The sequence below is a fragment of the Achromobacter sp. genome (genome assembly GCF_036567245.1).
In the GTDB taxonomy this organism is placed as follows: domain Bacteria; phylum Pseudomonadota; class Gammaproteobacteria; order Burkholderiales; family Burkholderiaceae_B; genus Achromobacter.
In genome coordinates this window covers 1-14,892 of sequence record NZ_DATCUY010000424.1, presented here as the reverse complement: position 1 = coordinate 14,892, position 14,892 = coordinate 1, and the positions used below count along the sequence as shown (strand labels likewise).

Here is a 14,892-nt window from a genome sequence, read left to right as displayed (position 1 = left end):
GAGAAAGTCACGTCGAGTCTGCATTGGGCATTCCTGAGAACGAAGCTGCCCGCACAGGGCGGGCAGCTTGGGAGGTGGCTGAGGCGGCGGCGATCCTACTTCGCGCCGCTGCTTTCCGCGTAATCCATGTACAGCTTGTGGGCGCGGCGGGCCATCGGGCCGTATTCCAGCTTGCGGTCTTCGACGCGGTTCACGTGCACCACCTTGCCGTAGTTGCCGGACGAGAACACTTCGTCGGCTGCCTCGATGTCGGCGCGGGTCAGGCTGCGCTCCTGCACATCGACGCCGTCGGCCTTCAGCAAGGCCAGCACCCGGCGGCGCGTGATGCCATTGAGGAATGTGCCGTTGTCGGCCGGCGTGGACACCACGCCGTCCTTGGCTATCCACAGGTTGCTGGTGGCGAACTCGGCGATATTGCCCGCGCCGTCCAGCATGATGGCGTTGTCGAAACCTTTCTCGGCGGCTTCGCGGATGGCGCGCTGGCCGTTGGGGTAGAGGCAGGACGCCTTGGCGTCGGTCGGCGCCATGTTGGGCCAGGAACGGGCAAAGCTGGAGAAGCAGGCGGAGAAGCCCTGGTCGCCCGGCATCGGCACCTTGAACACATGCAGCACGAACTGGGTCTTGTCGGCGTCCGGCAGCAGGAAGCCGTCGGCGCAATAGAACATGGGCTTGATGTAGAGTTCGGTGCCTTGCGGGAACTTCGCTACCGCCTGCAGGCACAGCTGCTGGATTTCTTCCCAGCCGAGCTGGGGCTTCATCAGCATTTTTTCGGCCGAGCGCACCACGCGCTGGCAGTGCAGGTCCAGGTCCGGCGTCAGGCCGCGGAAGGCGCGCGCGCCGTCGAACACCATGCTGGCCATCCAGAAGGCGTGGTCGGCCGGGCCGAGCAGTTTGGGGTTTTCAGTGGTCCAGTGACCGTTGTGCCAGAACAAGGCATCCATGGTTGTCTTCCTTCGCTTGAATTGGGTTGGCGCTATCGGCGCGCCGAAACGTCAGGATACATGAGGCGGCGGCCTGGTTCCGGCTGTCATTCGCGCGCCAGCGCCGCCTGCACGCGGTCGGCTGTCTGCGCCGGCATCCATTGCCGCCAGACCGGGCCATACTGCTTGAGGAAATAGCGCGCGGCGTCCTCGGGCTCCTTGCCTTCATTTTCCAGCCAGCCCAGCGTGGCGTCGATGGCGTCGCTGGGTACGGTCAATTTGCCCAGGAATTCGGCGATCTGCGGCGCCTGTTTCGCGAACTGGGCATTCACGCCGGTGACCACGGGGTTGGGCTTGAACTCGGTGGCCACGGGATTGGCGCACTTGGGATCGGTCATGCAGGTGTAAGCGGCCTGGTCGAAGGGGGGCAGTTCCAGCTTCACCAGGTCCAGCGCCCCGACCAGCGAGGTGGGCGTCCAGTAGTAGAAGACGATGTCGCGTTTGCGCTTGTACGCGGAGACGATGGCGGCCTTCTGCGCGGCGCCGGAGCCGGGCGCGAACATCGCGTAGTCTTTTTCAAGCTTCAAGGCGCGCAGCAGGTTCTCGTTCAGGGTGCCGCAGGCCCAGCCTGCCGGGCAGCCGTAGATGCGGCCGCGCCCGGGCTCCTCGGGGTCGGCGAATGCTTCCTTGAAGCGCGCCAGGTCGGCCGCGGACTTCAAACCGGGGTGGCGTTCGACGGTGTAGCGCGGCACGTACCAGCCTTCGCCGGCGTCGTACACGTGGCCCACGCCCAGCACTTTGCCGCTGGCCAGGGCCTTCTTCCATGCGCCTTCGATCTGGCCGGGCCACACTTCCGGGGTGACGTCGACGTCGCCGCGCTGCAGCGCGGCCAGCATGGGCAGGGTTTCGCCGATCTCGACCGTGGTCTTGCAGCCGTAGCCGTGTTCCAGCACGTAGCGTTCGATACCGGCCAGGACCAGGTTGGATTCCCAGTTCAGGCCGCTGAAGCGGACCGGCCGGTTGATTTCGCAGACGGGAGCGGTGGGATCGGCGGCCTGTGCGGCAGCAGGGATGAGAGCGGCTGCCAGCGCCAGGGCGCCAAGGACGGGGGCGAGCGGATGCGGGTTGCGCATGGTCAGCACCTGTTTGATGGGGTGCCGTTCATTGTACGGGTGGCCGCCGTCGTGCCAAATGAAACGGGGCCGCGGATTGCGGCCCCGTGCTACCTGCGTTGCCTGGATCAGGCGCGGGCGGCGCGCCGGCGGTTGATGAGGGCGCCAACCTCGCCTACGATGCCGCGGCGGAAGGCCAGCACGCAGATCACGAAGATCAGGCCGATCACGATGGTGACCGATTCGCCCAGGCGCAGGAACCAGTCCACGCCGGTCAGGTTGGCCATCATCTGGCCGAAGTCGCCGACCTTGTTTTCCAGCAGCACCACGATGAAGGCGCCGAGGATGGGGCCGGTCAAGGTACCCAGTCCGCCGATCAGCGTCATCAGGATGACCAGGCCGGACATTTGCCAGGTGGCGTCGGACAAAGTGGCCGACACGAACACCAGGGTCTTGGTGGCGCCCGCCAGGCCGGCCAGCGCGGCCGACAGCACGAAGGCCAGCAGCTTGAAGCGGTCGACGTCGTAGCCCAGCGAGATGGCGCGCGGCTCGTTCTCGCGCAGCGCCTGCAGCACCTGGCCGAAGGGCGAGTTCACCGTGCGCCAGATGATGAAGTAGCCAATGATGAAGATGGCCATCACCACGTAGTACAGGTTCAGGTCCTTGGACAGGTCGATCAGGCCGAACAGGGTGCCGCGCGGCACGCTTTGCAGGCCGTCCTCGCCGCCCGTGAACTTCGCCTGCAGGAAGAAGAAGAACACCATCTGCGACAGCGCCAGCGTGATCATGGCGAAGTAGATGCCGCTGCGGCGGATGGCGATGGCGCCCATCGCCAGGCCCAGCAGCGCCGCTACGGCCACGCCGAACAGCAGACCGATCTCGGTGGGAAAGCCCCACACCTTGAGCGCGTGCCCGGTCGCGTAGGCCGCGCTGCCCAGAAAGGCGGCATGCCCAAACGACAAGAGACCAGTGAAACCCAGCAGCAGGTTGAATGCGCACGCGAAGAGCGCGTAGCACATGATCTTCATGGCGAAGATCGGATACACCCCGACGAAGGGAAGTATGGCCACCACGACGGCCAGTACCGCATAGCCCAGGAATTGACGATTCATTTTTCTTTTCCGAACAGCCCGGCCGGGCGGATCAACAGAACGATGGCCATGATGATGAACACGACCGTGCTGGAGGCCTCGGGCCAGAACACCTTGGTCAGTCCTTCGATCACGCCCAGGCCCAGACCGGTCAAGATGGCGCCCATGATGGACCCCATGCCCCCGATCACGACCACGGCGAACACGACGATGATGAGGTTGGAGCCCATCAGCGGGGAAATCTGCAACACCGGCGCGGCCAGCACGCCGGCAAAGCCCGCCAGCGCCACGCCGAAGCCATAGGTCAGCGTGATCATGCGCGGCACGTTCACGCCGAAGGCCTCCACCAGCCGCGGGTTCTCGGTGCCGGCGCGCAGCAGGGCGCCCAGGCGGGTGCGCTCGATGACGAACCAGGTTGCCAGGCACACCACCAGGGAGGCTGCCACGACCCAGCCGCGGTAGTTCGGCAGGACCATGAAGCCCAGGTTGGTAGCGCCGCGCAGCGCGTCGGGCGTGGGGTAGGGCTGGCCCGAGACGCCGTAGAAGCTGCGGAACAGGCCCTCTATGAGCAGCGTCAGGCCGAAGGTGAGCAGCAGCCCGTACAGGTGATCGAGCTTGTACAGGTGCCGCAGCAACAGCTTTTCTATGATGATGCCGAACAGTCCGACGATCAGCGGCGCCAGGATCAGCATGACCCAGTAGTTCAACCCGAAGTACGACAGGCCCATCCAGGCGACGAACGCGCCCAGCATGTAGAGCGCGCCGTGCGCGAAGTTGATGACGTTCAGCAGCCCGAAGATGACGGCCAGCCCGAGCGACAGCATGGCGTAGAAGGAGCCGTTGACCAGGCCTAACAACAGCTGGCCGAACAAGGCCTGTATGGGGATGCCGAAAATGTCAGTCATCTTGTGAAAATCCTGCGCGTACGGATGGAAGCGAGCTAGTCAAAATCTGACCCGGTCAGAACCTGACCCGGTTGAAACACGACCCGGTCAAAAACGCGGCCCGGCGCGTAGGTTCGCCGGGTCGCGTCTGGAATTACCTGGGCTGGTCTACTTCTTGACCAGCTTGCAGGTGGACTCGGACAACTTGGTGTAGACCTCGTCGCCAGGCAGCGTCGCCACGACCTTGTAGTAGTCCCACGGCGCCTTGGATTCGGCCGGGGTCTTGACCTGCATCAGGTACATGTCGTGGATCATGCGGCCGTCTTCGCGCACATAACCGCCTTGCGCGAAGAAGTCGTTGACCTTGTTCGACTTCATCCACTTCATGACGGCGTCGCCGTCGTCCGTGCCGGTGGCCTTGATGGCGTTCAGGTAGAAAGCCGTGGCCGAGTAGTCGCCCGCCTGCAGCATGGAAGGCTTGCGCCCGACCTTGGCTTCGAATTTCTTGGACCAGGCGCGCGAGGCGTCGGATTGGTCCCAGTACCAGCCGTCGGTCAGGTACATGCCCTGGGTGGCTGGCAGGCCCAGCGCGTGCACGTCGTTGATGAAGACCAGCAGGCCGGCCATCTTCATGGTCTTGGTCACGCCGAATTCATTGGCGGCCTTGATCGAGTTGATGGTGTCGCCGCCAGCGTTGGCCAGGCCCAGGATCTGCGCCTTGGAGGCTTGCGCCTGCAGCAGGAAGGACGAGAAGTCCGACGCGCCCAGCGGTGCGCGCACCTGGCCCTTGACCTCGCCGCCCGCGGCCTTGACCACGGCCATGGTGTCGCGTTCCAGCGCGTGGCCGAAGGCGTAGTCCGCGGTCAGGAAGAACCAGCTCTTGCCGCCGTCCTTCACCACGGCGGAACCCGTGCCGCGCGCCAGGGCCACGGTGTCGTAGGCATAGTGCACGGTATAGGGCGAGCATTGGGCGTTGGTCAGGTCCGACGCGCCCGCGCCGATCGCCATGAAGGGTTTCTTCTTGGCGGCGGCTACGCCGGCCATGGCCAGGCTGGTCGACGAGTTGGTGCCGGCGATGATGACGTCCACCTTCTGCTCGTCGAACCATTCGCGCACGCGCGCCGAAGCGACGTCGGCCTTGTTCTGGTGGTCGGCCGACACGACTTCGATCTTCTTGCCGTTGATCGAACCGCCCGCATCTTCGATTGCCATGCGCACGGCTTCCAGACCGGCCTTGCCGTCGATGTCGGAATACACGCCCGACATGTCAGTGATGAAGCCGATGCGGATGACATCGTCGGAGATACCTTGCGCGTGGGCGGTTGCCCCAGCAAATCCCAGGCCCGCCATGGCCAGTGCAGCAGTGATGGTGTGCAGCTTCATGGGATGACTCCTCTTCCCTACGGTGTAGTGTTGCCGGATTTCCGGCGGATGACACAGGTTCTAGACGCCCAGCAGTTCGTTGAGCGTGTCCTGTTTTTCTGAAAGTTCTGCGGCTTCGAAGTGCTCGACGATCTGGCCGTGCTCCATGACGTAGAAGCGGTCGGCCAAGGGCGCTGCGAAGCGGAAGTTCTGCTCCACCATGACGATGGTGTAGCCGCGCTGCTTCAGCGCCGTGATCATGCGCGCCAGCGCCTGCACGATGACAGGGGCCAGGCCTTCGGAGATTTCGTCGAGCAACAGCAGGTTTGCGCCGGTGCGCAGGATGCGCGCCACGGCCAGCATCTGTTGTTCGCCGCCCGACAGGCGCGTGCCGGGAGAATTCCGGCGCTCCTGCAGGTTGGGGAACATGTCGTAGATTTCGGCCAGCGACATGCCGCCGCCCAGTGAGCCGACGACCGGCGGCAGCAGCAGGTTCTCTTCGCAGGACAGGCTGGCGAAGATGCCGCGCTCCTCGGGGCAATAGCCCACGCCCAGGTGGGCGATCTTGTAGGTGGGCAGGTCAATGGCTTCGGTGCCGTGGATGCGTACCGAACCCTTGCGCGATCCCGTCAGGCCCAGGATGGCCCGCAGGGTCGTGGTGCGCCCGGCGCCGTTGCGTCCGAGCAGCGTGACCACTTCGCCTTGTCCAACGCGCATATCCACGCCGTGCAGGATATGCGATTCCCCGTACCAGGCCTGCAGGCCCGAAATTTCCAGTGCCGGGGTGCTCATGCGTGCGCTCCTTGAAGTTCGCCCTCGGTGGTGCCCATGTAAGCCTGCATCACGGCCGGATGGCGGGAGACTTCGGCGTACGATCCTTCGGCCAGCACGGAGCCGCGCGCGAGCACGGTAATGGTGTTGGCGATGGAGGACACGACATTCATGTTGTGTTCCACCATCAGGATGGTCCGCCCGGCGCTGACGCGCTTGATCAGTTGCGTGACGCGGTCCACGTCCTCGTGGCCCATGCCCTGCGTGGGTTCGTCCAGCAGCATCAGTTCCGGTTCCATCGCCAGCGTGGTGGCGATTTCCAGCGCGCGCTTGCGGCCGTAGGGCAGGTTTACGGTGGTCTCGTCGGCGAAGGCGCCCAGGTCGACCTGTTCCAGCAGCGCGCGCGCAGGCTCGTTCAACGCGGCCAGTTGCTTGTCGCTCTTCCAGAAGTGGAACGACAGGCCGGTCTTGCGCTGCAAGCCGATGCGGACGTTCTCCAGCACGGTCAGGTGCGGGAACACTGCCGAGATCTGGAATGAACGGATCACGCCGCGCCGCGCGATCTGCGCGGGCCGCTCGCCGGTAATGTCGATACCGTTGAACTTGATGGTTCCCGACGTGGGAGAGAGAAACTTGGTAAGCAGGTTGAAGCAAGTGGTCTTGCCCGCGCCGTTAGGCCCGATCAAGGCATGAATCTCGCCTCGCTTGATACGCAAATCGACCCCATTGACCGCGACGAATCCGCGGAATTCCTTGGTGAGGCCTTTTGTCTCCAGGATCGTGTCGTCCATGTTCGCTGCACCGGCGTTGTATTTATTTCGGTCTCCACCTGCCGTCGTTGCGCCAGGTCCCCGCAGGGTCCGGAAAACTGGCGAAGCCTCGCAGTTTTCTTATGAGTTGCCGGCGAGTATGCGCACCTATTTATCAAAATTCCATGAGGGTTTGTCATAGGTTTTGCAGTGCGGAATGGGCAATTGTCGGCAGGCCGACAATGCTTGCGCCACAAGGGAAGAGAGCCTTTCCATAATGGAAACGCAATGCAGCAAATATGCGTTGATCGTCATCAACGCGTCATGGATTTGAGAGCGAGGGAAAACCCGGTTCGCGGCGCGCCGAACGCCGTGTCGGCGCATACGCGCATGCGCCGATCAGGCGGGCGTTTTCTGTTTGAATTCGCAGAGATCGGAAATGCCGCATTGAGGGCATTTGGGTTTGCGCGCCACGCAGACGTAGCGGCCCAGCAGGATCAGCCAGTGATGCGCGTCCTGCATGTATTCGCGCGGCACGAACTTCTCGAGTTTCTGTTCGACTTCCAGCACGTTCTTGCCGGGCGCGATGCCGGTGCGGTTCGACACGCGGAAGATGTGCGTATCCACCGCCATCGTGGGCTGGCCGAATGCAGTGTTGAGTACCACGTTGGCGGTCTTGCGTCCCACGCCGGGCAGGGCTTCGAGCGCCTCGCGGGTCTGCGGCACTTCGCCGCCATGTTGCTCGATCAGGATCTTGCAGGTGGCGATGGTGTTCTTCGCCTTGGTGCGGTACAGCCCGATCGTCTTGATGTAGTCGGCCAGGCCTTCCTCGCCCAGCGCCAGCAGGGCCTGCGGCGTGCCGTAAGCGGGGAAGAACTTGCGCGTGGCGATGTTGACCGATTTGTCGGTCGCCTGCGCCGATAGCAGCACGGCGATCAGCAGCTGGAACGGCGTGTCGTATTCGAGTTCGGTGGTCGGGTGCGGGTTGGCGGCCTGCAGGCGGGCGAAGATCTCTCGGCGTTTGGCTGCGTTCATGATTGCGTGGGGTTGCGGCGGGCCCGGGCGCGGGCCAGCGCGGATTCAATGGCGGAACGCTTGCGGTCCTCGTCGCGCGCCTCGTCCACGGCGGGCGCGGGGGCGCTGATTGCGGCGGCCGTTTCGGGCGCCATCAGGCGCGCGTTGTCGGCGGCCAGGCGTTCGACCCGCGCCAGATGGCTGCGGTGGCGCTGGCGACTGATGGCGGCATCCTGCGCGCCCCAGGCGCGGCCTGCCGGCACCATCTGGATGCAGTCGACCGGACAGGGCGCCACGCACAGGTCGCAGCCGGTGCACCAGTCTGCCAGCACGGTGTGCATGTGCTTGTTGGCGCCCACGATGGCGTCCACCGGACAGGCCTGGATGCACAGCGTACAGCCGATGCAATGCGCTTCGTCGATGCGAGCGAGCAGCAGCGGCCCGGGTTCGCCGCGCGTGGCGTCCAGGGGCAGGACGGGAGTATCGAGCAGGGTCGCCAGCGCGGCGATGCCTTCATCGCCTCCGGGGGGGCAACGGTTGATCGGGGCGGCGCCGTCCGCGATGGCGTCGGCATAGGGCCGGCAGCCGGTGTATCCGCACTTGGTGCATTGCGTCTGAGGCAGCAAGGCATCGATGCGGTCGGCTAGTGAGCGACAGGACATGGATGTGTAGGAGAACCCGTGGGGCGGGGCGCGAAAAGACAGAAGCCAGGGGCCCAAATGCAGATCGCGCGCAACCCATCAAACAACAGTGGCATTTCCAGCCACCGTTGTTTGATGGGTTGCGCGCGTCGGAGATCCGGGTTCTAGTCCCGCTTGACTCGCGCAGCACCCATCCTACGCAGATTGCCGGATGAATTCGGCAATTTTAGGACAGATCATTTCGCGCCAGCGGCGGCCGGAGAAAATGCCGTAGTGGCCACAGTTCGGCGCCGTGTAGTGAGTCTTGCGCTCGGTCGGGATGTTCTTGCACAGCTTGATGGCGGCGCGGGTCTGGCCCTGGCCCGAAATGTCGTCCAGCTCGCCTTCGATGGTCAGAAGGGCGACCTTCTTGATGTCCGCCGGACGCACCAGCTTGCCGTCCACTTCCCAGGTGCCGTTGGGCAGCTGGAATTCCTGGAACACCATGCGGATCGTGTCCAGGTAGAACTCGGCCGGCATGTCCAGCACGGCGTTGTATTCGTCGTAGAAGCGGCGGTGCGCTTCGGCGTCGCTGTCGTCGCCGCGCAGCAGATCCAGGTAGAAGTCGTAATGCGACTTCATGTGGCGATCGGGGTTCATGGCCATGAAGCCCGCGTGCTGCAGAAAGCCTGGATAGACCTTGCGGCCGGCGCCCGGATAGCGCGGCGGCACCGGGTGGATGACCTGGTTCTCGAACCAGGAGTAGGGCTTGGTGGTGGCCAGACGGTTCACCTGCGTGGGCGACTGGCGCGGATCGATGGGGCCGCCCATCATCACCATGCTGCGCGGCTGGCAGGGATCGTTGGCGGAGGCCATCAGCGAGACGGCGGCCAGCACCGGCACCGTGGGCTGGCACACGGAAATGACGTGCACGTCCGGACCCAGGTGGCGGATGAAGTCCTGCACGTAGCGCACGTAGTCGTTCAGGTGGAACGGGCCGGCCGACAGCGGCACCATGCGGGCGTCGATCCAGTCCGTGACATAGACGTCGTGGGCCGGCAGCAGGGCGCGCACGGTGTCGCGCAGCAGGGTGGCGTGGTGGCCGGACAGCGGCGCGACCAGCAGGACCTTGGGATCGTCCTGACCCGCGTGGCGGACGTCGCGCTGGAAGTGCAGCAGGCGACAGAACGGCTTGTCCATGGCCACGCCTTCGATGACGCGAACGGACTTGCCATCGATTTCCGTGGTGGGCAGGTTCCAGGCAGGCTTCTGGTATTCCTTGCCGATACGGGTCATCAGCTCATACCCGGCCGCCATCTGGCGGGAGATCGGGGTATAGGCGAGGGGGCTGTAGGGGCTGGAGAACAGCTGAGAACCGGCGTCCGTGAATGCTGCGAACGGAGTCAGGAAGGCGCGCTGCATTTCGTGCAATTGATACAGCATTTGAGAAAAGTCCTTCTGGGTCGTGCGTGTGCCCCGATTATTGCCCCGGGGACTAACGATATTTCTAAACAGCCTGAAGAAACGCCGACAAAAAAAGCAAATCTGTTGCTAAAAAGCGACCCGATACCCATTAGGCACCAGTTTAGGGCGCTTTTTACAACGTGCTGTCATACCAAATGGAGGGTTTATGCACTAAGTCGGACGGAGAGAACTACCAGTAGTTTTCCACCGCCAGATTGCCCGGGATGCCCCGGCGTCCCGGCTTGAAGCCGCGTTCGCCCAGCAGCTTGCGGGCGTCCGCCAGCAGCTCGGGATTGCCGCAAAGCATGATCTTGGCCTGCTCGGGATCCAGCGGCTGGCCCGCCAACTGCTCCAGGCGGCCATCGGCGATCAGTGTGGTCAGGCGTTCCCGCGGCATGCCGGGCAGGGTTTCGCGGGTAGCGATGGGCAGGTAGACAAGCTTCTGCGGATCCGCCGCAAAGAATTCGGCCAGGGCGGGCTCGGTGCGCCAGGATTCGATTTCGCTACGGTAGGCCAGCTCCGAGGAGGTGCGCACGCCGTGCACCAGGATGATGCGGCGGTAGGCGCGCCAGACGGCGGGGTCGCGCAGGATGGAAAGATAGGCCGACAGGCCGGTGCCCGAGGCCAGCAGCCAGAGATCGCCGCCGGGCGCAAAGCGCTCCAGGGTCAGGAAGCCGTAGGGAGTCTTTTCCACATAGAGGGCGTCGCCGGGTTGCAGCCGCGCCATGCGCGGGCTGAACTGGCCCTCGGGGACCACGATGGAATAGAACTCCAGCCAGGGCTCGTGCGGCGCCGACACCATGGAATAGGCGCGCCACAGCGTGGGTTCGCCTTCGGCGGCGCCAGCTTCCGGCAGACCGACCCGGGCGAACTGGCCCGGCTGGAACGTATACGCGTCGTCGCGCGTCACGCGCACGGAGAACAGCTTGTCAGGCACCCAGGTGTGGACGTGGGTTACGGTCTGGCGCGTGTATTTGGAGTCGTCGGTCATCGGCACATCGCGCGAGGCCGGCCGCCAGGCTGGGGCCGGCGTTCGCGGATTATTTTTCCAGGTATTGCAGCTTGTCCTGCTTGCCGTTCCATTCGTCGGCGTCCGGCAGGGGCTTCTTGGCGCGGCTGATACTGGCGAACTCGGGAGAGAGTTCGGCGTTCAGCGCGATGAAATTCATTTGGTCCTGCGGCACATCTTCTTCGGCGTAGATGGCATTGGCCGGGCATTCCGGGATGCAGACTGCGCAGTCGATGCATTCGTCGGGATCGATCACGAGGAAGTTCGGACCCTCACGAAAACAGTCCACCGGGCACACGTCTACGCAGTCGGTGTACTTGCACTTGATACAGTTTTCGGTGACAACGTGGGTCATTCAGGAACTCCGGGAGCGGCGGCTTTTGTGTCTTGTTGGGCGGATTTTACCCAATGCCGCGCCGATGTGCCGGCAATACCCGTATTGACATAGTGGCACTTCGTCCTGAACAGCGGGGGCTCTATGCTATGGTGTCGCGAAACGAAACGCGCCATCATGATAATCACTTCGCTGCTCGACACCGATCTGTATAAATTCAGCATGATGCAGGTGGTTCTGCATCAGTTTCCCGCTGCCCAGGTCGAGTACCGTTACAAATGCCGCACGCCCGGGGTCGACCTGCGTCCCTATCTGGACGAAATCCGCGCGGAAGTACGCCAGCTATGCCAGTTGCGCTTCACCGAGGACGAACTTAAATATCTGGGCGGCTTGCGCTTTATCAAAAGCGACTTCATCGATTTCCTGGAACTGTTCCATCTGCCGGAGCGCTGCATCCATATAGAGGAAGGCGAGGGCCCGGGCGAAATCAGCATCGAGGTCAAGGGCCCCTGGCTGCACACGATCCTGTTCGAGATCCCTGTGCTGGCCATCGTCAACGAGGTCTATTTCCGCAACACGCGCAAGAATCCCGATTGGGAAGAAGGCCGCAAGCGCCTGCAGTCCAAGATGCACCTGGTACTGGACGATCCCGCGCTGGCCGACTTCCGCGTGGCCGAATACGGCACGCGCCGCCGCTTCTCCAAGGTCTGGCACGAGGAAATCGTGTCCACCATGAAGGCGCAGATGGGCAAGCATTTCGCTGGCACCAGCAATGTGCTGCTGGCCAAGCAGCACGAGGTCCTGCCGCTGGGCACGATGGGCCACGAATACTTGCAGGCCTGCCAGGCGCTGGGGCCGCGCCTGCGCGATTCGCAGGTGTACGCGCTGGAAGTCTGGGCCAAGGAGTACCGCGGCGATCTGGGCATCGCGCTGTCGGATGTCTACGGCATGGATGCTTTCCTGCGCGATTTCGACATGTATTTCTGCAAGCTGTTCGATGGCGCGCGGCATGACTCCGGCGACCCGTTCGTCTGGGGCGAGCGCTTGCTCGAGCACTACCGCAAGAACCGCGTGGATCCGCGCGCCAAGACGCTGGTGTTCTCGGATTCGCTGACCTTCCCGCGCGCCATCGAGCTGGCCCGCCAGTTCTCCGGCCGCTGCAAGGTGTCCTTTGGCATCGGCACCAACCTGACCAACGACCTGGGCCACGAGCCCTTGCAGATCGTCATGAAGATGGTCCGCTGCAATGGCCAGCCGGTGGCCAAGGTGTCCGATGCGCCGGAAAAGACCATGTGCGACGATCCGGCCTACCTGGCCTATCTGCGCCAGGTGTTCCAGTTGCCTCCCGCCTGACGGCGGCTCGGGGTAAATTGCGGATTCTTCAGCATTGTTCCACCCAACCCACTCGAATCTAGGGGACTATTCATGAGCAGCATCAAGCGCTTCCACGTGGCCAAGCGCCTGTCCGACATGGCCGTGTACAACGGCGTCGCGTACCTGGCCGGCCAGGTGCCGGACGATTCCACGCTGGACATCACCGGCCAGACCGAACAGGTGCTCGCCACGATCGACCGCCTGCTGGCAGAAGCCGGCACCGACAAGACCAAGATCCTGATGGCCCAGATCTACGTGGCCAACATGAAGGAATTCGATGGCATGAACAAGGCCTGGGACGCCTGGGTCGCCGACGGCAACTCGCCTCCGCGCGCCACCGTCGAGGCCCGCCTGGCCAATCCGGATTTCAAGGTCGAAATCGTCGTGACGGCTGCAGTCTAAGGCGCTTTTCCGCGTCGGGCGCCGTGGGCGCCTGACGCAGGGGCGGGCTATCGCGTCCGCCTCCCGTCTTTCTTTCCTGCGTGTCGCCGGCTACTGCCCGAGCAACAACGTCGCGGCCAGCAGGCCGCCCAATTCCTCGCATCTTGCAAGGTCCGCGCCGGCCACGGTCTTGGGCGCCAGGATCTGCTGCGCGCTTTGCGCGCCCATGTTGACGATGAGCGGCGGCGCCAGGGGATTGAGCCGCCAACCGGTGCAGATGCGCTCGACCTGCCGCGCCGCGCCCGCGCCATCACTGCCCGCGCTGATGGCGCAGGCATAGGGCAGCCCTTGTATCCGGTCCAGCACCGCGTAGTAGTTGCGGTCGAAGAATTCCTTCATCTCGCCGCTCAGCGACGCCAGATTTTCGGGAGCGCAGAACAGATAGCCCTGGCTGGCGAGCAGCTCCTCAGCCTGCGTGTCCGCGGCCCGCAGCAGAACCACATTCAGGTCGGACGCCTGTTCCAGTTGCGCCGCGGCCGCCAGGGCCCCGCGCGCCGCGGCTTCGGCCATCTGCCGCGCGGCGCCGGTGCGCGAATGCCACACGATCAGCAGCTGTTTCATGCGTAGCGTTCCAGGGGATCCTGCCGGTAGTAGGCCCGCAGCAACCCATACCATTGCGGCAGCGCTTCGTGCATGGGGTGGGGGTCCACGAAGAAGTGCTCCGAGCTGACCGCGAAGAATTCCGCTTCGTCGGTGGCGGCGTACGGGTCCATGGGCAACTGGCCGTACCAGGCGTCAGCGGCCTCGCTTTCCGGGTCCACGTCGTGCGGGATGGCGGCCTCGACCGCGTCCACGGCCGCGATGAAGCGGTCCAGGCTGTCGTCCAGGATGCGGCGCCAGGCCTGGGGCTTGAGCTCGGGGTGCGCGGCCAGCGAGGGCATGCCGTCGGCGTAGCCCGAGCGCAGGTCCAGCTTGTGGGCGAACTCGTGGATGACCACGTTGAAGCCGCCGTCCGAGAGCTGCGTGTCTTCCCAGGACAGCACCAGCGGCCCGCCCTCCCAGGCCTCGCCGGCCGCGTCTTCCATGTATTCGTGGACCACGCCGTCGTCGTCCTGGCTGGAGCGCGGGATGCGGAAGCTGGCCGGGTACACGATGATCTCATCCCAGCCCTCATACAGCTCCGGCGCCAGGTTGAGGATGGGCAGGCTGGCCTGGGCCGCGATGCTCAGGCGCATGAAGTCCGAGACCTCCAGTCCCTGCGCGCCATTGATGTTCTTGCTGGCCAGGAGCCAGGCGGAACGCGCCTGCAGCTGGGCCGCTTCTGCGGCATTCAATGCCGCCAGGAACGGGTGGGCGTCCAGTACCTGTTGCCACAGTTCCGGCGAGATGCGGGCCTGCATTTCGGCCACCGCGGAGGGGCGGGCGCCCCGGCCCTTGAGCCAGCGCAACATAAGCTTCAGTTCCTTCCATATGCCGGGGCTAGCGGCTGCTTTTGGTGTCCACAAACCCTAGTGTAGAGTGTCGGGATATCAAACTACATCCGCTTGCCGTCCGTCATGTCCGCCCCGCCTGTTTCCGACGCGCCTACGCCTTTCGACGCTTCCTGGCGCCAGGAGGTAGGCGCCGGCCTTGATGCCGATGGCATGGCGCTGATCGACCAGGCAGTGGCCTGGGCCGAGCCGCGTTTCGAAGGACAACAGGCGCTGACCGGCGAGCCCCTGGCCGGGCATGGCGCGGGCGTGGTCCGCATCCTGGCGGCCCTGCATACCGATGCCGCCACCCGCGCCGCAGCCCTGCTGGCGGCCTT

17 protein-coding genes are annotated in these 14,892 nt (G+C 64.3%); 3 read left to right on the top strand and 14 right to left on the bottom strand.

Annotated elements, in window-relative coordinates; translation table 11 throughout:
- Positions 1-95 precede the first annotated feature (95 nt).
- The 12 genes from VIR09_RS18240 to fdxA form a co-directional block, all read right to left on the bottom strand.
- Positions 96-941 (bottom strand): branched-chain amino acid aminotransferase, encoded by an 846-nt coding sequence (locus VIR09_RS18240; RefSeq protein WP_332014145.1) that lies wholly within the window; start codon positions 939-941, stop codon positions 96-98.
- Between the two features lie 86 nt (positions 942-1,027).
- Positions 1,028-2,053: an ABC transporter substrate-binding protein gene (locus tag VIR09_RS18235; protein WP_332014144.1), complete on the bottom strand. Its 1,026-nt coding sequence runs from the start codon at positions 2,051-2,053 to the stop codon at positions 1,028-1,030.
- Between the two features lie 107 nt (positions 2,054-2,160).
- Positions 2,161-3,144, bottom strand: a complete 984-nt coding sequence (locus tag VIR09_RS18230) for a branched-chain amino acid ABC transporter permease (RefSeq protein ID WP_332014143.1) — start codon at positions 3,142-3,144, stop codon at positions 2,161-2,163.
- Positions 3,141-4,028, bottom strand: a complete 888-nt coding sequence (locus VIR09_RS18225) for a branched-chain amino acid ABC transporter permease (RefSeq protein WP_332014142.1) — start codon at positions 4,026-4,028, stop codon at positions 3,141-3,143. Before VIR09_RS18225 ends, VIR09_RS18230 begins: the two co-directional genes overlap by 4 nt.
- Positions 4,029-4,175: 147 nt before the next feature.
- The gene (locus tag VIR09_RS18220) at positions 4,176-5,390 is read right to left on the bottom strand and encodes an ABC transporter substrate-binding protein (protein ID WP_332014141.1); all 1,215 of its coding nucleotides are present in this window, start codon (positions 5,388-5,390) and stop codon (positions 4,176-4,178) included.
- A gap of 60 nt (positions 5,391-5,450) precedes the next feature.
- Entirely contained in the window at positions 5,451-6,161 is a 711-nt protein-coding gene (locus VIR09_RS18215; protein ID WP_013392192.1) for an ABC transporter ATP-binding protein, read from the bottom strand.
- Positions 6,158-6,931 carry an ABC transporter ATP-binding protein gene (locus tag VIR09_RS18210; RefSeq protein ID WP_013392193.1) on the bottom strand — a complete coding sequence of 258 codons (774 nt, stop codon included), beginning with the start codon at positions 6,929-6,931 and terminating at the stop codon, positions 6,158-6,160. The genes VIR09_RS18215 and VIR09_RS18210 overlap by 4 nt, the downstream gene beginning before the upstream one ends.
- Positions 6,932-7,288: 357 nt before the next feature.
- Positions 7,289-7,924, bottom strand: a complete 636-nt coding sequence (gene nth, locus VIR09_RS18205) for an endonuclease III (protein WP_054450563.1) — start codon at positions 7,922-7,924, stop codon at positions 7,289-7,291.
- On the bottom strand, positions 7,921-8,565 hold the full coding sequence (gene rsxB, locus VIR09_RS18200; RefSeq protein ID WP_332014140.1) for an electron transport complex subunit RsxB: 645 nt from the start codon (positions 8,563-8,565) through the stop codon (positions 7,921-7,923). Before rsxB ends, nth begins: the two co-directional genes overlap by 4 nt.
- Before the next feature lie 174 nt (positions 8,566-8,739).
- A complete protein-coding gene (locus tag VIR09_RS18195; protein ID WP_332014139.1) occupies positions 8,740-9,966 on the bottom strand; it encodes a polyhydroxyalkanoate depolymerase in 1,227 nt (408 codons plus the stop codon).
- Positions 9,967-10,177: 211 nt separating this feature from the next.
- On the bottom strand, positions 10,178-10,978 hold the full coding sequence (locus VIR09_RS18190) for a ferredoxin--NADP reductase (RefSeq protein WP_332014138.1): 801 nt from the start codon (positions 10,976-10,978) through the stop codon (positions 10,178-10,180).
- Between the two features lie 49 nt (positions 10,979-11,027).
- On the bottom strand, positions 11,028-11,351 hold the full coding sequence (gene fdxA / locus VIR09_RS18185; protein WP_013392198.1) for a ferredoxin FdxA: 324 nt from the start codon (positions 11,349-11,351) through the stop codon (positions 11,028-11,030).
- Positions 11,352-11,507: 156 nt separating this feature from the next.
- Between fdxA and pncB the strand changes: the two genes are divergently transcribed.
- Together pncB and VIR09_RS18175 are read left to right on the top strand one after the other, a co-directional pair.
- Positions 11,508-12,683: a nicotinate phosphoribosyltransferase gene (gene pncB, locus VIR09_RS18180; RefSeq protein WP_332014137.1), complete on the top strand. Its 1,176-nt coding sequence runs from the start codon at positions 11,508-11,510 to the stop codon at positions 12,681-12,683.
- Between the two features lie 72 nt (positions 12,684-12,755).
- Positions 12,756-13,106, top strand: coding sequence for a RidA family protein (locus VIR09_RS18175; protein ID WP_013392200.1), 351 nt, complete (start codon positions 12,756-12,758; stop codon positions 13,104-13,106).
- A gap of 90 nt (positions 13,107-13,196) precedes the next feature.
- On the opposite strand, the gene VIR09_RS18170 is transcribed toward VIR09_RS18175, so the two are convergent.
- Positions 13,197-13,706, bottom strand: coding sequence for a flavodoxin family protein (locus tag VIR09_RS18170; RefSeq protein WP_332014136.1), 510 nt, complete (start codon positions 13,704-13,706; stop codon positions 13,197-13,199).
- Entirely contained in the window at positions 13,703-14,536 is an 834-nt protein-coding gene (locus tag VIR09_RS18165) for a M90 family metallopeptidase (protein WP_332014135.1), read from the bottom strand. The genes VIR09_RS18170 and VIR09_RS18165 overlap by 4 nt, the downstream gene beginning before the upstream one ends.
- Before the next feature lie 105 nt (positions 14,537-14,641).
- Here VIR09_RS18165 and VIR09_RS18160 point away from each other — a divergent pair.
- Positions 14,642-14,892: HD domain-containing protein (locus VIR09_RS18160; protein WP_332014134.1), on the top strand; the 251-nt coding region annotated here is incomplete at its 3' end.